We start from the raw sequence: 21,866 nt of genomic DNA on the forward strand, positions 1-21,866 counted from the left end.
CTGCTTTTCTTTAAAAATTTCGTCTATTCTATCATATCTTGAAATGGACGGGAGAAAAAAGCGATCTGCCTAGTTCAGCTTTAGTTTCACAAATTTTCTTTTTCCTGCCTGAAGAACTACTCCGTCTGTGATTTTCACGAGCATCTGAACATTGCTGACTTTCTCACCGTTTAAACGGATGCCGCCATTGGCAATCATTTTTCTCGCTTCCGTTTTGGAGGAAAGCAGACCGAGGCCGGCAAGAAGGTCTGTTATGAGGACTTCACCTTCACCCTTCCATTCGGCTTCCGGTATGTCATCCGGCATGGATCCCTTTTGGTAAATAGTTTTGAAGTGCAGTTCGGCTTTATCGGCTGCACCTGTGCCGTGGTACATGCGGACGATTGTTCTCCCTAAAAGCATTTTGGCGTCACGCGGGTGCAGAGCGCCGTTTTCAAGACCAGTTTCGATTTGCTGTTTTTCTTTTACTGGCAGATCTGTTGCGAGATTGAAGTATTTTGCGATCAGCTCATCCGGGATGGACATGGTTTTGCCATACATATTCTTGGGATCCTCATCCACACCAATGTAATTGTTTTTTGATTTGGACATTTTCTCTTTCCCATCCAGGCCTTCAAGGAGCGGCATCAGAATGACCACCTGCTTTTCTTTTTGGAAATGCTCCTGCAGCTGGCGTCCCATCAGGACATTAAAGTGCTGATCATTGCCCCCAAGCTCAATATCGCTTTCAAGAGCTACCGAGTCATAGCCCTGCATCAGCGGGTAGAAAAATTCATGAAGCGAGATTGGTTTTCCTGTGGCCAGGCGCTCTGAAAAATCGTTGCGTTCCAGAAGGCGGGCAACTGTTATGCTGGCAGACAGGCGGATAACGTCTTCGAGCTGGAGGTCCGTTAGCCATGCTGAATTGTAATGAAGATCAACTTTATCCATGTCCAGCACTTTGCTGAATTGCTCGAAGTATGTTTTGGCGTTATGCTTCACCTCTTCATCGGTAAGCTGGTTTCGGGCTGCCGATTTGCCTGTCGGGTCGCCAATTTTTCCGGTAAAATCGCCAATAATCAGCTGGATGATATGACCGTTGTCCTGGAACTGTTTTAATTTATTCAGCACAACCGTATGGCCAATATGGACATCCGGCGCAGAAGGATCTAGCCCAAGCTTAATTTTTAAAGGCTGATTTTGAAAAATGGATTTGGCTATTTTATTCTTTAGCTCCGCTTCTGGCAGAATCTCCTGGACGCCATTGCGGTAAACCTCCAGCTGCCTCTCTGTTTCGAGTGTTTGCTTGGCTGTTAATTTTTCAAAAAAATTCTCCATGATCCCCATCCTTTCCGTTATTGGAATACAAAAAACCACGCCCCTTAAGAAAGGGACGTGGCTAACGCGGTACCACCCTTATTGAAGATTGCTCTTCCACTCAGCGGATTAACGGTCCGTGCCGTTCCCTGCTACTTTGTTCACAGAGAAAGTTCAAGAAGGTAATTCACTGTTATCTTTGTGCTGATTTTCACCAGGCATCAGCTCTCTAAAACAGGGAGATAAACAGCTACTTGTTTCTGTCATTACTTTAAAATTTGAAATTTTTTTCATTTTAGCGGAATGGAGGGAATTGTTCAAGTGTTTTTTAGTGAGAACAATAAATGAAGTTTAGAGGTGCTTTAACCTTAATACTAGATAAAAACCAGGAACATGCAATGTCCCTGGTCCATGGTTATTTGGTTAAGATAATCGGTCCTTCTTTTGTGATGACAACGGTATGTTCACATTGGGCGACATGACTTTTGCTAGGTGTAACGAATGTCCAGCCGTCGCTCATTTCCCTTACTTCTTCATCTCCGCTTGAGATAAAAGGCTCGAAGGCAACAACCATGCCTTCTTTTAGCAGCTGTTTATCCCATGGATCAAAGTAGTTCAGGATATGGTCCGGCTTTTCATGAAGGGAGCGGCCGACACCGTGTCCAGTCAGATTCATGATAACGTTGAATCCATTGTTTTTGGCAACTTTATGAACTGTCTTTCCGACAAGGCTCAGCTTGCCGCCCGGCTTTAATTTTTTCAGTCCTTCATCGAATGCTTCCTGAGCCGCATCACATAATTTTTGCAGCTTCTCGTCTTCACCAACAACAAATGATAGGCCTGTATCTGCGAAGTAGCCATCCTTTGATCCTGAAACATCAATATTTACAAGATCGCCTTCATTAATCACTCGGCTTCCCGGAATGCCATGAGCCACTTCTTCATTCACGCTTATGCATGTGAAGCCTGGAAAATCGTATTCTCCTTTAGGGCCTGAAATCGCTCCATGCTTTTCAAAAAGCTCCCCGGCTAAGTCATCAAGCTCCTTGGTTGTTACGCCAGGCTTTGTTTTTTCAATCATCGCATCGCGAATCTCGGCGACAATTCTGCCAATTTCCTTCAGTTTAGCTAATTCTTCCTCATTTTTTACAATCATACAGAATCCTGCCTTTTCTTTAGTTGTTATTTCTCTATTATAATCTAAATGTGGCGCGCTTAATAAGATTTCGCATTTTCTCTTGCTAAAAACCTTAGTTTAGTTTGTTTTTAAAATTATATGTTCCAAACACATTCATTTGTGCAAGGGAAACGGCCTCCATTGCATTATTTGCTCACGCATCAAATGCAGCACACGCTTATAATAGTAATCCTGATGCGGGACAAAGTCCCCTTTCCTCACAGTTATAGAGCCGGGGATTCTTACGCCATTGCCGACCTGGAATCCTTCTGCCTCAGAGAGTTCCTTTCCGCCAAACCACAGTTCATAAAAGTCTTCCAGGGCAATCCGGTAAATACCCGTAACCTCCTCTGGCTGCAGGCTGAACTCCTCTAATGAATGATTGCTGTAATAAAGGAACACATGGGCCAATTCCTTGTCGATAAAATTTTCTTTTTCCGCGATATAATCAATGACGCCCAGTGGCACCAGGTCCGCAAAATCAACATGAATCCCCAGTTCTTCCTCCACTTCCCGTATGCCGTCCATAACAGATTCATGGCTTAAGAGATGGCCAGCGGCAGTTATGTCCAAAAGGCCAGGATAATCCTTCTTCTCATTGCTGCGGTATTGAAAGTAAATATAAACCTGATCTTTTTCCCTGCTGACAAACCAGCAATGGAATGTTTCGTGCCAGCAGCCTCTTTTATGGACCTCATCACGAGATGCCACACCGATTTGTTTTCTGTTTTCATCAAATATATTCAGAAGTTCTGTCTCCAATTAAATGGCCTCCTTGATTATATAGCTATTGAAAATTTCATGCGGGTCTGCGTGATATAAATTCCGATACCTCGTAATTTTCTCCTGCTCTGCATAATGCCTTACCATTTTATAAGCAAATGAATAGCCGGCAAATACCGGGATGCCCATCTCTTTATTGCCAAAACAGATTTTGCTTTTTAAAACGTCGTCTGCTGTATTCAGATTTTGCCGGGCAATTTCTATATACTTCTGCTCGATTTCCTCAGTAAATTCTTTCTTCCACCAGCGTTTATCCTTATAAAGTGAAAGACTGAAATACTCAGCGCTCCCCTCCATTTTATACCAATCCGCAAGGGTAAAGGTTTCCAATGTAAGATTGTAGATCGGATTTTCAGGGGAGGCATGGTGGAGCTCATGGGCAAGCATATATTTTAAATAGTCGGGGTCAGGGTGAGGCGGAATAGCAAGAATGATGGTATCTGGACCTATTGTGTAGCCATTTGTCCACAGTGATTGATCGAAGTTTTGAAACCATGGGAACGGAAGTGCAGGCACGATTGTTATGGTTAGGCTTTCGAAGTGAAGATGCCTCTCAGCTTCTTTGCACGTTTCTTCAACGATTGCTTCTATTTCCTTAGGATACCAGCTGTATTTAAGAGCCTCTGCTTCTGGCAAAGCTGAAAATTTAAAGAGCTGAAATCTTTTGGCCAGCTGTTCCCAATCCTGCATCCACGATTTCCTTCCGATCAAGGGACTGATCTGAGATTGAAGGAAGCCATTTAGGCTGAGCCGTTTTACAATTAGTTCTTCAGGTGTAATTTGATTGAGGGTGTATTTCATAGAAATTCCTCCTTATTAATTAGAGGTGAGCAGAAGGGATGATATTCCTTCTAGATTCACTGCATATTCGATCATTTTATCAGCTCCCTTTTATATCAGAAAGACCCATTCAAAAATCCTCCTACCCCTTTAATACAATAAATTTTCGACAAAAATGCTGGAAAAGCCTGTACATTTTTTTGAAAAATTCAAACGGGTCATTTTTCATTTTCTCTTTAATCTATTAAAATAATGATAACAACTTGGTTAAAGGTGGCCTGCGGATGCTGGAATTGCTGATTACGATGCTGGAGCGGCTTGGAATCATTGTCACCATTGCGCTGATTCTGACAAGGTTCCGCTTTTTCAGAGAGATGATTTATGGCGAAAGATTAAAACGGCAGCAGGAGTATAAAGCCATTCTTTTTTTCGGTTTTTTTGGCATCATTGGAACGTATTCCGGGCTGGCCTTCAATACGGACACACTGCAGTTTAACCGCTGGGCATCCGAGCTTGCTTCAGATGAAGCCATTGCCAATTCCAGGGTGATCGGGGTCGTGCTCGCGGGATTGCTTGGCGGCCCTAAAGTAGGAATTGGCGCAGGGCTTATAGCAGGATTCCACCGATTTACACTTGGCGGCTTTACCGGGATTGCCTGCGGGCTGGCGTCCATAGTGGCAGGGTTGCTTGCCGGCTTTTTCCGCCGAAAAAATGAACATGTGAAGCTATCCTCAGCCTTCTTTATTGGTGCTACGGCAGAAGCTGTGCAGATGCTGATTATTCTTGGAATTTCACGTCCTATAGAAAAAGCGATTGCGCTTGTCGAAATGATTGGGATTCCCATGATTATAGCAAATGGACTTGGCAGTGCCCTATTTTTGCTGATCATAAAAAATGTTATTAACGAAGAAGAAAAAGCAGGTGCTTTTCATGCACAGAAAACGCTTAGGATCGCTGACCAGACGCTTGCCCATCTTCGGGAAGGCATTAATCATACGTCCGCTCTGGCAGTCTGCCTGATACTGCATAAGGAACTTCAGATGAAAGCAGTTGCAATCACCAATCACACCGAAATCCTTGCACATGTCGGCCTGGGAAATGACCACCACCGTTCAGGAAGCCCGATCCAGACCCAGATCACACGGGATGTCATTCAGCACGGGGAAATTGTGGTTGCCAATGACCAGACCATTCACTGCCGGCAGGAAAACTGCCCTCTTGGCGCAGCCATTGTCGCTCCTTTAAAGCTTCGCGGCGAAACGATCGGAACTCTGAAATTTTACTTCACTTCTGAAAAAGAAATGACTAATCTCGTGATGGAGCTGATCTCAGGGCTAAGTGTACTGCTCAGCAATCAGCTTGAGATCGCAGAGGCTGATAAAGCCTACCAGCTGGCAAAAGAAGCTGAAATTAAAGCGCTGCAAGCGCAAATATCACCGCACTTTTTATTTAATTCATTAAATACGATTATCTCCCTTGTGCGGATTGAGCCTGCCCAGGCACGGAAATTGCTCGTATCCTTATCACATTTTCTGCGGCAAAACCTGACGGCCACGACAGTCAGCTGCACGAGCCTTGAACAGGAGCTCAGACATGTAAAGGCCTATCTGTCAATTGAAGAAACCCGGTTTGTGGATCGGCTCGAAGTCATATACGACATTGATGAGGATGCTCTTTTGGAAAGAATTCCGCCGCTCACTCTGCAGCCGATTGTGGAAAATGCCGTTAAGCATGGGATTAAGAACAAGGAACAGAACTGTATCATTATGATCAAAATTCAGAAACAGGACGGAATGACGATAGTAAAAGTGAAGGATAATGGACAGGGAATGAGCCGGGAAAGAGCCGAACAGCTCGGCAAGGAAACCCTGCAGTCAGAATCGGGCTCCGGACTTGCATTGTACAATGTAAACCGCCGGCTGACTATGATGTTTGGTGAGGAAGCTTCGCTGCAAATTTCCAGTACACCAGGCATCGGCACTGACATTCAATTCGCCATTCCGCAAACGGAGGAAAAAACTGATGGAAAAAACGATCCGAACCTTAATCGCTGATGACGAACGATACAGCAGAGATGAATTAAAGCATTTACTCGAGGAATTTCCTGCTATCCAGGTTGTCGGCGAAGCTGAATCGGGCGAAGCGGCCGTAATGAAAGCCATCCAGCTTCAGCCGGACGTCGTTTTCCTTGATGTGGAGATGCCCAAAATGAACGGGATGGAAGCTGCCAAATCACTGCAGGAACTGAAAAAAGTGCCGCTCATCATCTTTGCAACTGCCTACCCGCAGTTTGCTGCTGAAGCCTTCCGCTATGAAGCAACTGATTATTTACTGAAGCCATACGACGAGGAACAGCTGGAACAGACCATCAGGCGCGTGGAAAAATTGATTGGCGCAAAAAAGGAAAGTGACATCAGCAAGCCGGCCGGTAAGCTGGCTGTTGAAGAGGATGGAGAAATTCTATACCTCGAGCCAAAAGAAATCCTTTATATCTACCGGGATGAAAAAGTATCCAGGATCATAACCAGGACCGGGGAGCATGAAACCAAAACCCCGCTTAAAGATTTGGAAAGCCGGCTGCTTCCCTTTTCTTTTTTCAGAATTCACAAAAGTTACCTGGTGAATCTGGATTACGTAACACGACTCACTCCCTGGTTCAACGGTGCATACCAGCTAGAGATGGATGGCCGGGAGGAACTTCTGTCTGTTAGCAGGAATTATGTGAAGGCACTGCGGGTACGATTGGAATTGTGAAAAGCATCGGGAACGGTGCTTTTTGTGTTTTGCGGGGGTTCAAGTTTGAGGTGATTGCGCTTTGCTTGGCGGGGATTGCGCCGAGCTGGATGAGGATTGCGCTTTCCCGCTAGGTTTTGAGCCGTTATTATCATTAATTGCTCTTTCCTTGAGTGGAATTGCGCTGCTTCAATGCTTAATTCCGCTTTCAGCGATTTTTTGCAAAATACCAGTTTAACTGCGCTCCCCTGCCCGGCTCCCGAATATAATGAATTTTCTATACACTCCCACCCTTCGATGCATGTTAATCCCCCATCACTGCATTTTAATCGTTGTTTTTTACATGTTGGACACAAATTGTTCATATATCCTCCACTTCTTATATAATTTATGTAAACGCATTCATAAAGGGGGATAATGATGATTACTTTTTTAGTCTGTATTGCACTTTTAATTATTGGTTATTTTACGTACGGCAAGTTTGTTGAAAAAGTTTTCGGTGTGAAGGAGGCACGGACGACTCCGGCCTACACTCATGCTGACGGTGTGGACTATATCGCTATGAGCACACCAAAGAACTCGTTGATTCAGCTCTTGAATATTGCTGGTACTGGTCCGATTTTCGGCCCGATTATGGGAGCGCTTTACGGTCCTGTAGCCTTTATCTGGATCGTGGTCGGCTGTATTTTTGCCGGTGCCGTTCATGATTATTTAACAGGAATGATTTCAATCCGCAACCGCGGCGCGCATTTGCCTGAGCTTGCGAGCAAGTTCCTCGGGAAAGTCATGAAGCATGTTGTGAACGCTTTCGCTGTTCTTCTTCTGTTATTGGTTGGTACAGTGTTTGTTACAACTCCGGCTGATCTGCTTTATGTGGTAATGGATCAGAAAATCTCACTAACTCTAATCATTGCTGCAATTTTCATTTATTATATTTTGGCGACTTTGCTGCCTGTTGATAAAATCATCGGACGCCTTTATCCGTACTTTGGTGCTTTGCTTCTGATCAGTGCTTTTGGTGTTGGAATTGGTTTAGTTGCAACCGGAGCTGATATTCCGGAAATTTCTCTGGAGAATTTCCATCCGGCTAACGCACCTATTTTCCCATTGCTGTTTTTCACGATCACTTGCGGTGCACTTTCCGGTTTCCATGCAACACAGACACCGATTATTTCCCGTACAACTCAGAATGAAAACCAGGGACGTAAAATCTTCTATGGCATGATGATTGCAGAAGGTGTCATCGCCATGATCTGGGCTGCTGCTGCAATGAGCTTATTCGATGGCTATAACGGATTAAGTGATTTCCTTGCTAACGGAGGTCCTGGTGCAGTTGTCAGCGAAGCTTCCACAATGATGCTTGGGGCAATCGGCGGAACGCTTGCCATTCTTGGTGTAGTTGTACTTCCAATCACTTCCGGAGATACGGCTTTCCGAAGTGCACGTATGATTATTGCTGACTATATTAACTTCTCACAGAAGAAAATTTCCAGCCGTTTGTGGATCGCTATCCCATTGTTTGCTCTTTCTTTGGCACTTACGCAAATCGACTTTAACATCCTATGGAGATACTTCAGCTGGGCTAACCAATCAACTGCGGTTATTGCGCTGTTTGTCGGTGCGATGTATTTGTACATTGCGAAAAAAAACTACTGGATTTCCCTTATCCCGGGTACATTCATGCTGTTAATGGTCTTAACTTATATCTTTAACGCACAAATCGGGTTCGGTTTATCGATGAATGCTTCCTGGATTGGCGGAGCCATTGGTACTGTCATTCTTGTGGCACTGTTCTTCTCCGCTGCTAAAAAGGCCCGGGCGAATAACCTGCCGCTTGAAGAAGATATTTCTGGCTGGAAGAAATCCGCATAATGGGCTGCTGCAGTTCAAACTACCGTGAAACGGTAAATGAGGAAGAAAATAAAGTAAATGAAAAAGGCAAAGATTCTCTTCCTCTTCCTGCCAAATTGATTTTTGGTTTAATATTTGTAATCGGGTTATTCTTCTATTTAACTTAGCAAAGGTGCACGTACATGCGTGCACTTTTCCATTTAACCAAAGGAGGCACAATAAAAATGAGATTATTAGTTGTCGGAGCCGGCGCCATTGGCGGCTATTTTGGCGGAAGGCTTTTGGAAAAAGGCGAGGATGTTACTTTTCTGGTAAGAGAAAAAAGAAAGCAGCAGCTTGAGAAATACGGGCTTCTGGCGGAAAGTGTGCATGGAGATATGACGTTCCCTGAGCCGAAAACGATTCAGGCCGGGGAAAAGGCAGATGCATTCGATGTCATCCTGCTCTCTACAAAAGCCTATCATCTTGAGGGAGCCATAGAGGATATACGTCCATACACAGGCGATAGTACCTTGATTCTTCCTCTCTTAAATGGAATTGCCCACATGGATAAATTGACAGCTGCTTTTGGGGCAGCGAACGTTCTTGGCGGCCTTTGCTTTATTGAAACCACTCTCAGTGAAAATGGGAAAGTGATACAAACCAGCCCGGTCCATGACTTTGTATTTGGGGAACGATCTGGTGAAAAAACGGAGCGGATCCTGAAGCTTTATGAGGCTTTTTCAGGTACAAAAGCAAACTTCCGCCTCTCCGAAAATATTGAACAGGAGATGTGGCATAAGTATCTTTTTATCTCCACACTTTCTGGCGTCACCTCCCTATTCCGGTCTCCAATTGGCCCGATCAGAGATCAAACATTCGGATTGAGTTCGGTAAAAGAAGTTTTGAAAGAAGCATCTGCCATAATGAGGGGCTTGGATGCACCGCTCGCTGTCGGGATTGAAGATGCTCAGGTTCAAAAAATAAAAGAAATGGGCTATGAAATGAAGTCCTCCCTGCAGCGCGATATGGAAAAACAGCAGGCAATCGAAGCTGATCATTTCTTTGGTTATTTGCTGAAAAAAGCAGAGCTGCTGGATTTGGATGCTCCTGTTATCGGTACGATTTATGCTAACTTAAAAGTTTATGAAAAAAATAGTCTTTAAACAAAAATCCGAGCAGGACTCCCTGCTCGGATTTTTAGTCTATTATTTCGTGCTGCTGTTCGTATTATAGAAGAATTTCGCCGTGATGGACCCATCGGCATTTTCTTTAATATCTGTTACATGGATTCCGGAATCAGCTGGCGTTGAGCTATAGCCCTTCCAGAAGTAGTAAGAACCAGTGTGAACATTTCCGGATACAGGTGTGATTTTCCCTCCGGTTTTGAAGAAATCGCCTTCATCACCGCGGTTTAGATTTTTCTCCAGGTCATACTTTCCATCTGCTTGAAGAACAGATAAGCCGTAGTGTGTTACGACTGTACCATCACTTGCTGTTTCAGATTGGTTGTACTGGAAGCGTTTGTTCATCCAATTTTCCACGTTGTTTGGACGGAAGCCAGCAGTCTGGTACAGGTTGATGATGTTCTCATCTACGTGCCATGCCATTAACCCTTTAGAATCTGCCCCCTGGCGAATTAAGCCTTTGTTAAAGCCATCCTGCTGAACGTTTTCAAATAGGAAGTATTCAGTGCCATTAGAGCCCGGCACTTCCATTTTGACGATGCCGTTATCAGCAGTTGCTTTATTGATCGCCGGAAGCGTGATTTCTTGCACGCCCTCTTCAGGCTTCACTTCAATTGGATTTACCCATCCCAAGAATATCTTAGAGAACGGATCAAAGTGCGTTGGAGAGTTTCCGGCATATGCAGCAGCATCCGGATAGCGCATCCAGGAGCCGCCTGCCATCATCGAGTAGTTTCCTACACCTTCAGAGCTGTAAACCGTATCATAGAAATCAGGCAATCCTAGCGCATGTCCAAATTCATGGGCGTAAACCCCGGTTTGTGCAGGGAATGGACCCGTTTTTGCTTCTTCTTTGTAGGTATTAGTAGCTGCATCGAAACCGGCAACGTTTCCGCCGATGCCTGGCTGAATGTTGTAGTTATTGACTACTACTCCGTCATAGGTCATATCTTCTGCAACTGTTTTATTAATCCATTCATTTTGAGACATGCCAGCATGTACATCTGCAGGTTTGCCAGTTTCATAGTATTTCCCATAATATAAAGCACTTAGCAGGCTCCACTTATGTGACCAGAACTGTGCCGGGTCACGGCTGAATTCAGCTCCTGTGCCTTCATGGATGACGAAAATGTTAGGCACTTCCCCATTCTCGGCATACTTTGAGAAATCAACCTGCTCGTCTGCCGATTTCAGCAAGTCGCGGATGAATTCGCCTGTATGGGCATCCCCATTCACATTGCCATTAACGTATGTACCATTTTCAGCATATTTACCTTCCTGATCCAAGTAGTATGAAGCACCTTTAGGCATCTCTACCCATACAAATTTGGTGTTTTCCTTGCGGACCAGGTTGGTTTTTCCATAGCTGGATTCTTTATAAGCGTTTTGCATCGTGCGATCTTTTGGAACATTCTCACCATCATATTTCTGGAATTGAGGAAGCTCATAAGGATTATACTCTGTTCCAAAAATTAAATCCTCATAATACTCAGCTGGAACTTGTCCAGGCATATCACCGACCGGCTCATCCCCATCCGGATACTTTGCGAGAAGAACCAGAACTGGTATATCCCCCGTTGCTTCCTTATACGCAACATGATTGTCACCAGGCTGCTGGAATTTTGCACCTGCCTTGGCTGCTTTCTCAGCCGGATCCACTTTTGACAGATCGATTCCCAATTCCTTCGCCTTTGCCGCAAGCTCCGGCGACGCACCTACATGATGGGCAAGACTGATTTGATGCTTACTTTCCTGCTTGGCCTGAGTATCTGCCGGTCCCGCTCCTGCAAAAACGGCACTTCCTGCTAAAGCAAGGGATAAAGCTGAAGTTGATAGAACTTTTAACAAATGACTCACTCCCCTATAATCTATTTCTGTAATCTAAATAGTATAGAATATTCAGTATTTTCTAAATAGGAATAAAGGATGGTTTGATAGGATTTCTCGTGGTCCAAAAGACTTATTTTTCTGAAAAGTTACAGGTATAAAGATAATTACTCTGTGAAATTTCCTTTAACTGTTTAATGATTTATAATAGAGGGATCTGTAAATAAAGGAGACTCTAACATGACTCATATAGAAGACAATGAACGAAAAAAAATCAGCCTTAAAGAAGCAATGAAACAGCAGCTTTTGAATAAGAAACAAGAGCAGGCTGGCGGAAAGTTCAATAATACTCCGGTTAAAACGGCGAAAGCAATGAAAAGCCAGCAGACAAAGAAGACCAATAATCAGCGGAAACGGACAGGTGTGTAATGGAAGGGCAGAATCGCGCTGCCATTGCGCATGGATTAAAAGTAAAAATTGTTCTTAAAAAGGATCAGCGGACAGGTGTGCTGACAGAAGGAATCGTGAAAGACATTTTAACAAAGTCACCTTCTCATCCGCACGGTATAAAAGTGAGACTCGAAGATGGTCAGGTTGGCCGCGTAAAACAAATATTACGTTAATAGGGACAGATCCCTTTCACTAGAATTGCATATACTGGGAGGAGACTATTGGTTACACTGATCAAGCCTTTACTGGTAAATATTACAATACTTTTTTCGTTTACGTTTAACGGGAATTTGTTTTTTCCATATCAGACAAAGACCCCTCTTACCCTTAAACAAAAATTGATTTACGGACTTCTTGGTTCATTCGGAGCACTTTTGTGCATGTTTTATCCCATTGAAACACTGGGGGAAACCCATTTTGATTTGCGCATGGTCGCCATCATGATCGTGACGCTCTATACGGGATGGCTTCCCGGATCTATAGTGATGCTAAGTACCGTCATTACCCGCTATTTGATAGGTGGCCAGTTTATTTATATTGGGATTTTGGTTTCCATTCTGGCATTTGTGATTACCCTTTCTCTAAGACGAGTGTTTCTTAATTCCAGCCATCGGGTGGTGACTGGTTCATTCATTCTGTTCTTTTATTTTTACTTATATATATCCATCATTGCTACCGCCGTCATTTTTCTGGATACATTCTTTTACCTGACTTACTTCGCGGCATTTTACCTGACATTTATTGCCCTTATCTTTGTAATCGAAAACCTTTTCAGAACGAATAAACAGATCAGTGAAATGATGTATATGGATAAGCTGACAATGGTCGGCCAGCTGGCAGCTTCTATCGCACATGAAATCAGAAATCCTTTATCCACTGTGAGGGGCTTCATTCAATATTTGAGCCAGGATACAGCGGATGAGAGCTTAAAAAAGTTTTCCCCGCTCATTATTGAGGAATTGGATCGTACAAATAGCATTATTACGAACTATTTAAAAGTATCAAAGCCCGAGCAGTTCCATCTCGCTAATGTCCCCCTGCATGACGTGATTCAGGATTGCGTACTGCTCATGAGGCCGCTTGCTTCTTATTCCAATGTGGTGATTGAGTACGCGGATAAAGGACCATTTTATGTGCAGGGAGATGAACACCACCTAAAACAGGCCATCATGAATGTGATCAAGAATGGAATAGAATCAGTTCCTGAAAAAGGAAGGATTCATATTTTCACCTCTGCTGATTATTTTCATAACACGGTTGAAATAACCATTGCAGATAACGGCCGGGGCATGACATCAGAGCAATTAGAGAATATCGGATTGCCTTTTTATACAACAAAGACCAAGGGCACAGGCCTTGGCAGCATGGTTACGAACAAAATCATTCGAGAAATGCACGGAACGATTGAATATGAAAGCGATATTGGCAAGGGAACGACAGTGAAAATCATACTGCCCCTGCTTAAGAGTGAATAAAAAAAGAGTGCCTGTGTGCACTCTTTTGCTGTATTGTCTTTTAGCCAATCCGTCCCTGAACGGCAGGCTGGTATTTTCTCATCGGGCCTTTGGCCAGAACATCACGCATATAGAAATCTCCGGCAGGATTTGTTTGTTTCAGCAGTTCTAAGAGGTATGTAATATCATCCATGGCCCTATGCGTCTGGCTTTCTGCAATCTGGTGGGACTGAAGGAGCGTCAGCAGCTTGCTGTCTGTAAAACCGTATTCCTTCCATGGGACACTTCTCATCGTGCAATACCATTTTAATTCGTTGATGTCTTCAGGATACATCCGGTATAAAAAGCTGCGGTCAAAGGATGCATTATGAGCAAAAACGGAATCGGCATGAAAGAAGTATTTTTTTATTTCAATGTCATCAAAGCATTTTCCGCTGACAGCTTCATAAGGAATCCCGTGGACCCTGAAAGCACGGCTGTAATTGTTTTTGGCTGATTTGCTGATGGGCTCCCGCAGGAATGCAGCTTTATCCTTAATATCAAGGATCTCCCCTGTATCCGAACGGTACGAAAAAAGCTTTAATGCCAGTTCGATGATTTCATCGGAATTTGGTCCAAGGCCTGTTGTCTCCACATCCAGCAGCAATCCCATCTTTTCCTGGTTTCTCATGGCCAGCCTCCTCTATTCATTTTAAATTAAGCATATAATAGAGGAGTGCTGAATGCCAGCGGAACTGCTCCTAGATCTTTTTATCGTTCTTTAAGCGGTCCACATAGTCGGCATGGTAATTCTGATGCATATATTCCCGGTTTTTCATGGAATAGAAATATCCTGTGGAAAGTGACAGAAATGCAAACAAAAAACCTACCCCAAAGCCGAAGGTATGGTAGCCCATGACAATGCTGACAACAGTAGTCAGCAAAAGTGCAAGCAATATATAAAATAAAATATTTTTACTTTTCAAGGATGTTCCTCCCCTTATTTCAAGAAACTTTCTTAATTATTATACCAAATTCGAAACAAAACTGCGGTTTTCTCCGTAAGAATAGTAAGGAGGTTTTTACCATGATCGGACTTGTCATTACACAGATTGCAGTGAGTGCGCTATTCCTGATTCTCGGATGGGCTGTGAGATTCAAAAAGGCTTACTGGCTCATTTCCGGATTTGCATCGCGGCCCGATGAAGAAAAGGAAAAATTAATAGAAAACAAATATCCGCAAAAAATCGGCAGCCTGCTCTTCGGCACCGCTATCGGAATGCTGATGCTTGTGCCTCTATCGTTTACCGAATTCAGATTTGGAACCGAAGCGCAATTCGGCTTCATGCTGTTCGTATTGCTTGGCGGACTCATCTACTTATCCAGATATGAAGTGCTGGCCAAAAGAAAACGCAGTTATGTAATCGCCATCATCCTCTCCATCGTAACGCTTGGACCTCTCGTTTATCTAACCGTCTCCAGTCAGAAAGGCTATGAAATGGCAGTAGCAGAGGATTCATTTGAAATCTCCGGGATGTACGGAAATGAATGGACTTATGAAGATATTAAGTCCGTGCAATTATTGGAGGTGATGCCTGAAGTAACCTGGAGACAAAATGGCATCGGCCTCCCTACCCTTTCACAGGGTCATTTTAAAGTGACTGGCTATGGCAGCAGCCTATTATTCATCCAAAAAGACCATATGCCCATTTTGTACATTGAGCTTAAAGATGAGCAGATATTTGTTAACAGCAAAGATGCCGCCGAGACTCAGAGCTGGTATGACGAGCTCAAAAAAGAAGCGGAGTAACAAATGAAGCCGCCTGTGTACATTCCGGTGGCTTTTAGTTGAAGGTTTATAAAATTCATTCCATAATTGGATTAACATAGTAAAAATGGGAGGTGCCTTAAAAAGTGTCATATTTTCTTCTAATCATTGGATTTGCCCTTTTGATAGCAGGGGCAAACTTTTTTGTGGATGGCGCTTCAAAAATTGCCGGATTTCTTAAGATTTCTCCTCTGCTGGTCGGGCTGACAATAGTTGCGTTTGGAACAAGTTCGCCTGAAGCCACAGTCAGCATTCTGGCAGCCCTGGATGGCAGTGCCGATGTGGCTATTGGAAATGTCGTGGGCAGTAATATTTTTAACATCACATTGGTTGTCGGTATTACCGCAATGATTTTCCCCCTGAAAGTGGAAAGCACAACCATCCGCAAGGAGATCCCATTCACATTGCTTGCCACTGTAGCACTTATGGTTTTCATTAGCGATACATATCTGAACTCTATTGGCAGCAATGTGGTTTCACGCAGTGATGGTCTCGTTTTGCTTCTGATTTTTGCTGTATTTATGTACTATTTATTTGAAGTGGCCCGGGAAAGCCGAAGCAGTACAAAGGCTGATCCTATTAAAACAAGCGCAGGCCAATGGACGAAGCAAAGCCTTTTGACGATTGCCGGACTGGCTGCCATTATCTTTGGGGGTGACTTGGTCGTCAGAAGCAGTACAGAGATTGCTTACTCTTTGGGAATGAGTGAGACATTGGTCGGCTTAACGATTGTTGCCATCGGGACTTCTCTGCCTGAACTGGTGGCCTCAGTCGCCGCAGCCATAAAAAAAGAGAGTGAGATCGCTCTTGGAAATATTGTAGGGAGCAACATCTTCAACATCCTGTTTGTCCTCGGAGCTTCAGCTGCCATATCGCCGCTTCCTGTAGACCCAAAAATATTCATCGATATTACGATTCTAATTTTAATCACCTTTGTGCTGCTCATCTTCTCAAGAAGCCATTATACCGTAGGAAAATATGAGGGCAGCTTTCTTGCAGCCTCTTACATTATGTATTTGATTTATATCATTATGCGTAATTAATGCCAGCGCCGGTCCGATTGGGCCGGCGTTTCTTTTTAAGCGGAAGTTGTTTCTGAAAAATACTTCTGCTTCCCTGGCTTCAGCAGCTGCCAGCAGACATGAAGTGAAAGGATTAAATTCAGGCCTGCTAAAATAACAATCGTATAGCGAAGCGGAAACAGATCTCCGAGAACCCCGATTCCAAAGAGCAGTATAATCTGCGCCAAGCTTTGGATGACACCGATCACACTGGTCATTCTGCCCATGATTTCCACAGGCACATTATTCTGATAAAAGGTTTGGTATCCCGCACTTGAGAAAGCATTAAAAATGCCGAGTACAGTAAATCCAATGACTACCATCATAAAGGAGTTTGCCAAGGCATAAATCAGATAACCGGCAGCTGTCAAAAGCATGCCAAAGCCCATGAGCTGTTTGATGCTAAGCATTTTTGAAACGATGGTGATAAAGAGAGCTCCCAGCGCAAAGCCAATCCCGCTGATGCTGACAAGGAAACTATAATCCGCTTCTGTCAGCCCAACAACATCCTGGATAAAAACAACCTCCTGAGAATCCATTGCGAGCGAGAACAAGCCGAATGCTAGGAAACACCCGTAGACAGAAATGATAAAAACCTCTTTCCTGCCAAACGTGATGACCTTCTTCCAATCATACCGGAGCGTTTCATAGGCAGATGTTTGTACCGAAGGGTACTTTAAATCTTTATCCATATCCGGAAGCACCCAGATGATGACAGCTGAAAAGACAAAGGAAGCCGCATTTAAAAAGATGGCTGTTTCGATGGTTCCAATCAGAAATAATCCGCCTGCGATGGCTGGCCCCACGATAAAAGCGCCTGAAGTAACAAGACTGTTGATGGAGTTGAACCTTTTTCTGCTTTCAATCGGAACCAGCTTGGCTATATACGTTGCAGAAGCCGGCATAAATAGAGCCTTCGCCATACTGATTAGAAAGAGGACTGCATAAAGGAAGCCAATGCTTCCCAGAAATGGTATCAGAGCTACCCCCATGGCCCTGGCCATGTCCGTCCAAATCATAATGCTCTTTTTATTTTTCCGATCTATCAGGCCTCCGCTCCATGAATTAGTTAAAACGGAAGTGACTGGACCTATGATCCATAATCCTGCAACAGCAGCAGCTGATCCGGTCATGTCATAGACAATCAAATTAATAGCAATCAGGTAAATAAAATCTCCCAGTCTGGATATTCCAATCCCTGTCAGCAGGAAGGACGCCATTTTCCAATTAAATGGTTTCATAGATCACCTTAATACATTTAGATTTTTCCAATTATGAGCATATCAAAAAAATGCACAGAATCGGGACATTTTCTTTTCATTTGCCATTCCCTTTATTTAATTTAATTCCCTTCCAATCAGATTGGCTGATACCGGCTTTAGATTCATCTCTCTTGCCCAGACAGACAGCTGGCCGATATGATGGATTTCATGGGCAATGGCATGGTTCAGGATGTCCCCCTTTTTGTATTGCCCCTCCTCCATCCATGGCGGTGTAACCATTTCATTGAATGGAACAGGCCATTCCTCCTTAAAAAAGCTTTCTAATTCCCTGCGGTATTCTTCAGATAGTGCCATTACTTTTTTCAATTCATCATAGTCCGAAAACAGGGGGTCTTTCACTTCCTTGCCCTGAATAACACAAATCCAGCTGTATTCTACATCCACGATATGAAAAAGGGTTTCCAGAATGCCCCCTGCTCCTCCGGTCCGATTGGCATTCAGCTCTTCGGCTGAAAGCTGGCGGCACCATTCAAACCACTCATCACGCACTTGCCAGTTATAGCGAAATAATGTCAGCAAAATCTCTTACCTCCTTGTTGAGTTACCTATGGAATTTCGTCAGCATATGGGAATTTCCTGCAAATTTCTTTTTCAGCCGCATAATTACTTCCAATGTATTTAATCCTAAAGGAAGCGGCAACAGAAGAAAGGGGATTGTATGTGAAGAAGAACTTAATGGTTTTCTATATATCGGTGGGCATATTATTATTGCTTGTTTTATTCGGTGTTTTTGTCCCGGATTCGCTGGAGAGTGTGACAGCAAATGTACAGGCTTTTATCACAGATAAATTCGGCTGGTATTATTTAATACTTGTTTCGTTTATTGTCATTGTTTGTTTATATTTTTTAATCAGCCCTTTAGGAAGAATCAAGCTTGGGAAGCAGGATGATAAACCGGAATTTTCCCGCCCTACGTGGTTTGCCATGCTGTTCAGCGCTGGTATGGGGATCGGGCTGGTTTTCTGGGGTGCAGCTGAGCCGATTTATCACTATGCGGTCGGGTCCCCGACAGGCGGAGAAGTAGGGACGGACCAGGCCATTAGGAATGCCATGAGGTATACTTACTTCCATTGGGGAATCCATGCCTGGGCGATTTATGGCATTGTGGCTCTTGTGCTGGCATACTTCAACTTCCGCCATGGGGAACCTGGTTTAATAAGTGCCACTTTGAAGCCGATTTTAGGGGAACATACTCAGAAAGCTGCAGGGAAGATCATCGATATTCTTTCAGTGGTTGCGACTGTGATTGGTGTAGCTACGACACTGGGATTTGGAGCTGTGCAGATTAACGGCGGGCTGTCCTATCTTTTTGGCATACCGGTCAGTATTACTGTCCAGTTCATTATTGTGGTAATTGTTACGGTTCTTTTCATGATATCCGCCTGGTCCGGACTTGGTAAGGGCATCAAAATCCTGAGCAATGCCAATATGATTTTAGCAGCGGTTCTATTTCTGCTCACTTTTTTCCTGGGACCTTCATTGTTCATCCTTAACCTGTTCACCAATACTCTTGGGTCCTATCTGCAGAATTTACCTGGCATGAGTCTTAGAATTGCGCCGTTAAATCCAGAGGTCAGGGAATGGATTAATGGCTGGACGATTTTTTACTGGGCCTGGTGGATTGCCTGGGCACCCTTCGTGGGGATTTTCATCGCCCGCGTTTCAAAAGGGAGAACCATACGGGAATTTGTTTTCGGCGTACTCCTTGTGCCCTCTCTGATAGGCTTCATATGGTTTGCAACATTTGGCGGAACTGCAATGCTCCAAGAGCATAACGGTGTTGTCAAAATTTCCGAATTGGCTACTGAGGAAGCATTGTTTGGTGTGTTTTCGAACTTTCCGATGGGAGCTGTCCTTTCGGTCATTGCCATCTTACTCATTTGTACATTTTTTATTACCTCTGCAGACTCCGGCACATATGTATTAGGAATGATGACAACAAATGGTTCGCACCATCCTGGCAATAAGATAAAAATGGTTTGGGGTATATTGCTTGCTGCCATTTCATTGGTCCTGCTCTATTCCGGAGGGCTGCAAGCGTTGCAGAATACGATGATTGCAGCAGCTCTTCCTTTTTCCGTTATCATGGCTTTAATGACCTTCAGTCTGATCAAGGCACTGCAGAAAGAAGCGAAGGAGCTGGGGATTGGGAGAATTCCGAAGAGGAAGTCTTAATAGAAAACCTGCAGATCTAGCGTCTGCAGGTTTTCCTAATGTTTATTTTACGGGAATCCAGATCTCTGAATAATAATCCGGACTGGACGCATCCCCGGCAGAATAGACTTCCAGCTCTGGCGCAGCGGCATGTTCATAGCCGCTGGATGGAAACCATTCCGAGAAGATTTTTTTCCAGGTCTTTTGCATGGCATGCGGCATGGCGCCATGAACTTCGAACACCGCCCATTTGGAGGCAGGGACTTCCAGGCACTCTAAGCTGTCAGGCTTATCGCCTTTGAAGCTTGCCCCGATCCAGTAGTCCATGCTGTCAGGCTTCGCGCTGCGTTTATCGACACATACGCCGAGAATCCCTTTAATTTCGCCATTATTCAGCATGAATAGCTTCTCAGCGGTCCCGTTACTATTTACCTCATCCCACATTTTCGGGATGCCGGCCAGATTCTCTTCATTGCACAATGAGAACTCCCTATTGATTCCTGCTACTTGAAAAGCTTCTTTTTCGACAATTGCATATTGCATTGGTTCTGCCCCTTTCAGACTCACCTGGATCACCAGGCGGTTATATGATTTCAGCTTTCCGGAAAAGTTTCTTGCTTCAGTCGGGGTCATGCCATGCTGCCTGCGGAAAGCTTTGGTAAAAGCTTCGGGAGTGTCATAGCCGTATTTATAGGCGAGATCAATCACTTTGCGGTCTGTTAGGACCAGGTCCTGTGCGGCGAGGGTTAATCTCCTTCCCCGGATATATTCGCCGACCGGCATATCTGTCAAAATGGCAAATGTACGCTGAAAATGAAATACGGACGAGTTCGCTGCCTCCGCAGCTTTCCCAATGGAAAGATCATCTTCCAGCAAGTGCTCTTCTATATAATCAATCGCCTTCTGCAGCGATACGATCCATGACATTACTGATCACTCCCTTGATTTCATCCTACCTTTTTCTCTTTTTGCCTTCCTGTCATTTTTTGCTTTGTTTTGGCAGGTGGATATTAAAGAATTCTTATTAAAGGAGGGGAATACCTGCATATTGGGGAAATTTTGTTGCGGCTGCTGGCGGGAAGGGTTAATCAGGAAAATACCGGCCAAAATTTAAGATTTTTCGGCCGAACTCAACGATGGCCGAACATTTTTCCGTTTATCGGTCACTTCATCAGCTTTATCGGTCATATTTTTAATTTATCGGTTACTATTCGATTTTATCGGTCAGTTTCTCCAATATTTCGGTCAGTTTCCAGCTATATCGGTCAGTCCTTAATCTATCAGGGAATCAGAAAAAAAGCCAGCCGCCCGATAGCGGGCAGCTGGCTTCAATTTTATATGGCACGCCCCCAATGACGGTGCATGGCAATGCTATTAATTAAATTCTCGCTTGCGGATGCTTCGCCGCTTTTGATTTCGACGATTCCCATATCGGAAAGAGTTTGGGATTGCCCCATCAGGTTTAAAGCTTCTGCAGGCAGCAGTTCGGCTCCTTCACCGCCAAAAGCAATGGTTTTAAAATGCTTGTAGGCTTCGCTGACGAATTCCTTTGCCTGCGGCATCATTTTCAGAGCTTTGGCACTTTCTTTTCCTCCTGCCACATAGATGGCGTCATACATAACGGAGTGTGAAGTCAGAAATGTTTTCATAACTTCCAGTTCTCCGCCGTCTCCTTTGATCATACCCAGGTTTTTGCTGACAATTTCAGGCATAATCCCAGCACCTTTCAAGGCTTCCATTACGGTTTTGACTTCAGTATAGCTGAAGCCATTATCAGCAAGGATGGCGACTTTTCGGGTCTTAGGTGATTTGGCTGTGTTCATTTGGCTTAATGCTGGTGAAGAGAGCGTCACTTTCGATTCATTCGCAGCATCCGGCACGATTGCTCCAACTCCTAGGGCAATTTGCTCGGCCAGGAAATGATCCACATTGCTGAACATGTCGACAACCTGCTGCTTCACTTCTTTGTTCTGAACCTTTCCGACTTCAAAGCGGAATGCCTCGATCATATGCTGTTTTTCCACTTCAGACATGCTGTTCCAGA

Annotated in this window: 22 protein-coding genes and 1 other annotated feature; of the genes, 11 read left to right on the forward strand and 11 right to left on the reverse strand. The window is 44.1% G+C overall.

Going from position 1 to position 21,866, the window contains the following annotated elements; all coding sequences use genetic code 11:
• Nucleotides 1–69: 69 nt before the first annotated feature.
• The 4 genes from tyrS to ACEQ1T_RS18465 form a co-directional block, all read right to left on the reverse strand.
• On the reverse strand, nt 70–1,317 hold the full coding sequence (tyrS, locus tag ACEQ1T_RS18450; RefSeq protein WP_370224122.1) for a tyrosine--tRNA ligase: 1,248 nt from the start codon (nt 1,315–1,317) through the stop codon (nt 70–72).
• Between the two features lie 48 nt (nt 1,318–1,365).
• Nucleotides 1,366–1,572 (reverse strand) — a binding site (T-box leader).
• A 139-nt stretch (nt 1,573–1,711) separates the two neighbouring features.
• On the reverse strand, nt 1,712–2,452 hold the full coding sequence (map, locus tag ACEQ1T_RS18455; RefSeq protein ID WP_206841727.1) for a type I methionyl aminopeptidase: 741 nt from the start codon (nt 2,450–2,452) through the stop codon (nt 1,712–1,714).
• 135 nt (nt 2,453–2,587) lie between these two features.
• On the reverse strand, nt 2,588–3,235 hold the full coding sequence (locus tag ACEQ1T_RS18460; protein ID WP_370224123.1) for an NUDIX domain-containing protein: 648 nt from the start codon (nt 3,233–3,235) through the stop codon (nt 2,588–2,590).
• On the reverse strand, nt 3,236–4,057 hold the full coding sequence (locus ACEQ1T_RS18465; protein WP_370224124.1) for a DUF2268 domain-containing putative Zn-dependent protease: 822 nt from the start codon (nt 4,055–4,057) through the stop codon (nt 3,236–3,238).
• A 263-nt stretch (nt 4,058–4,320) separates the two neighbouring features.
• On the opposite strand from ACEQ1T_RS18465, the gene ACEQ1T_RS18470 reads away from it, so the two are divergent.
• The 5 genes from ACEQ1T_RS18470 (at nt 4,321) to ACEQ1T_RS18490 (ending at nt 9,765) form a co-directional block, all read left to right on the forward strand.
• On the forward strand, nt 4,321–6,090 hold the full coding sequence (locus tag ACEQ1T_RS18470; protein WP_370224125.1) for a LytS/YhcK type 5TM receptor domain-containing protein: 1,770 nt from the start codon (nt 4,321–4,323) through the stop codon (nt 6,088–6,090).
• Nucleotides 6,059–6,790: a LytR/AlgR family response regulator transcription factor gene (locus tag ACEQ1T_RS18475; protein ID WP_370224127.1), complete on the forward strand. Its 732-nt coding sequence runs from the start codon at nt 6,059–6,061 to the stop codon at nt 6,788–6,790. The genes ACEQ1T_RS18470 and ACEQ1T_RS18475 overlap by 32 nt, the downstream gene beginning before the upstream one ends.
• Before the next feature lie 399 nt (nt 6,791–7,189).
• Nucleotides 7,190–8,641, forward strand: coding sequence for a carbon starvation protein A (locus ACEQ1T_RS18480; RefSeq protein ID WP_206841709.1), 1,452 nt, complete (start codon nt 7,190–7,192; stop codon nt 8,639–8,641).
• Complete coding sequence (locus ACEQ1T_RS18485; protein WP_370224129.1) at nt 8,641–8,787, forward strand: hypothetical protein; 147 nt, start codon at nt 8,641–8,643, stop codon at nt 8,785–8,787. The genes ACEQ1T_RS18480 and ACEQ1T_RS18485 overlap by 1 nt, the downstream gene beginning before the upstream one ends.
• Nucleotides 8,788–8,844: 57 nt before the next feature.
• A complete protein-coding gene (locus ACEQ1T_RS18490) occupies nt 8,845–9,765 on the forward strand; it encodes a ketopantoate reductase family protein (protein WP_370224130.1) in 921 nt (306 codons plus the stop codon).
• Between the two features lie 42 nt (nt 9,766–9,807).
• Here ACEQ1T_RS18490 and ACEQ1T_RS18495 read toward each other — a convergent pair whose 3' ends face one another.
• Nucleotides 9,808–11,634 carry a M6 family metalloprotease domain-containing protein gene (locus ACEQ1T_RS18495; RefSeq protein ID WP_370224131.1) on the reverse strand — a complete coding sequence of 609 codons (1,827 nt, stop codon included), beginning with the start codon at nt 11,632–11,634 and terminating at the stop codon, nt 9,808–9,810.
• A 219-nt stretch (nt 11,635–11,853) separates the two neighbouring features.
• On the opposite strand from ACEQ1T_RS18495, the gene ACEQ1T_RS18500 reads away from it, so the two are divergent.
• The 3 genes from ACEQ1T_RS18500 to ACEQ1T_RS18510 are packed head-to-tail and all read left to right on the forward strand — an operon-like array spanning nt 11,854 to nt 13,538.
• Nucleotides 11,854–12,042: a hypothetical protein gene (locus tag ACEQ1T_RS18500; RefSeq protein WP_206841697.1), complete on the forward strand. Its 189-nt coding sequence runs from the start codon at nt 11,854–11,856 to the stop codon at nt 12,040–12,042.
• Nucleotides 12,042–12,236, forward strand: a complete 195-nt coding sequence (locus ACEQ1T_RS18505; RefSeq protein WP_206841694.1) for a YwbE family protein — start codon at nt 12,042–12,044, stop codon at nt 12,234–12,236. Before ACEQ1T_RS18500 ends, ACEQ1T_RS18505 begins: the two co-directional genes overlap by 1 nt.
• A 48-nt stretch (nt 12,237–12,284) precedes the next feature.
• The gene (locus ACEQ1T_RS18510) at nt 12,285–13,538 is read left to right on the forward strand and encodes an ATP-binding protein (protein ID WP_370224134.1); all 1,254 of its coding nucleotides are present in this window, start codon (nt 12,285–12,287) and stop codon (nt 13,536–13,538) included.
• 40 nt (nt 13,539–13,578) lie between these two features.
• On the opposite strand, the gene ACEQ1T_RS18515 is transcribed toward ACEQ1T_RS18510, so the two are convergent.
• Both ACEQ1T_RS18515 and ACEQ1T_RS18520 read right to left on the reverse strand, forming a co-directional pair.
• The gene (locus tag ACEQ1T_RS18515; protein WP_370224135.1) at nt 13,579–14,187 is read right to left on the reverse strand and encodes an exonuclease domain-containing protein; all 609 of its coding nucleotides are present in this window, start codon (nt 14,185–14,187) and stop codon (nt 13,579–13,581) included.
• Nucleotides 14,188–14,257: 70 nt separating this feature from the next.
• Nucleotides 14,258–14,482, reverse strand: a complete 225-nt coding sequence (locus ACEQ1T_RS18520) for a hypothetical protein (RefSeq protein WP_370224136.1) — start codon at nt 14,480–14,482, stop codon at nt 14,258–14,260.
• A 101-nt stretch (nt 14,483–14,583) separates the two neighbouring features.
• On the opposite strand from ACEQ1T_RS18520, the gene ACEQ1T_RS18525 reads away from it, so the two are divergent.
• Both ACEQ1T_RS18525 and ACEQ1T_RS18530 read left to right on the forward strand, forming a co-directional pair.
• Nucleotides 14,584–15,306, forward strand: a complete 723-nt coding sequence (locus tag ACEQ1T_RS18525) for a DUF3784 domain-containing protein (protein ID WP_370224138.1) — start codon at nt 14,584–14,586, stop codon at nt 15,304–15,306.
• Between the two features lie 104 nt (nt 15,307–15,410).
• Nucleotides 15,411–16,367, forward strand: coding sequence for a calcium/sodium antiporter (locus tag ACEQ1T_RS18530; RefSeq protein ID WP_370224140.1), 957 nt, complete (start codon nt 15,411–15,413; stop codon nt 16,365–16,367).
• A 35-nt stretch (nt 16,368–16,402) separates the two neighbouring features.
• Here ACEQ1T_RS18530 and ACEQ1T_RS18535 read toward each other — a convergent pair whose 3' ends face one another.
• Nucleotides 16,403–17,626: an MFS transporter gene (locus ACEQ1T_RS18535; RefSeq protein ID WP_206841638.1), complete on the reverse strand. Its 1,224-nt coding sequence runs from the start codon at nt 17,624–17,626 to the stop codon at nt 16,403–16,405.
• A gap of 96 nt (nt 17,627–17,722) precedes the next feature.
• A complete protein-coding gene (locus ACEQ1T_RS18540) occupies nt 17,723–18,187 on the reverse strand; it encodes a DinB family protein (RefSeq protein ID WP_206841623.1) in 465 nt (154 codons plus the stop codon).
• A gap of 141 nt (nt 18,188–18,328) precedes the next feature.
• Between ACEQ1T_RS18540 and ACEQ1T_RS18545 the strand changes: the two genes are divergently transcribed.
• Nucleotides 18,329–19,843, forward strand: coding sequence for a BCCT family transporter (locus ACEQ1T_RS18545; protein ID WP_370224142.1), 1,515 nt, complete (start codon nt 18,329–18,331; stop codon nt 19,841–19,843).
• A 42-nt stretch (nt 19,844–19,885) separates the two neighbouring features.
• Here the strand turns inward: ACEQ1T_RS18545 and ACEQ1T_RS18550 are convergent, their stop codons facing one another.
• Together ACEQ1T_RS18550 and ACEQ1T_RS18555 are read right to left on the reverse strand one after the other, a co-directional pair.
• The gene (locus tag ACEQ1T_RS18550) at nt 19,886–20,749 is read right to left on the reverse strand and encodes a GyrI-like domain-containing protein (RefSeq protein WP_370224144.1); all 864 of its coding nucleotides are present in this window, start codon (nt 20,747–20,749) and stop codon (nt 19,886–19,888) included.
• 407 nt (nt 20,750–21,156) lie between these two features.
• On the reverse strand, nt 21,157–21,866 hold a 710-nt coding region (locus ACEQ1T_RS18555), incomplete at its 5' end, for a catalase-related domain-containing protein (protein WP_370224145.1).

Source organism: Cytobacillus sp., assembly GCF_964223445.1.
Taxonomy (GTDB): domain Bacteria; phylum Bacillota; class Bacilli; order Bacillales; family Cytobacillaceae; genus Cytobacillus.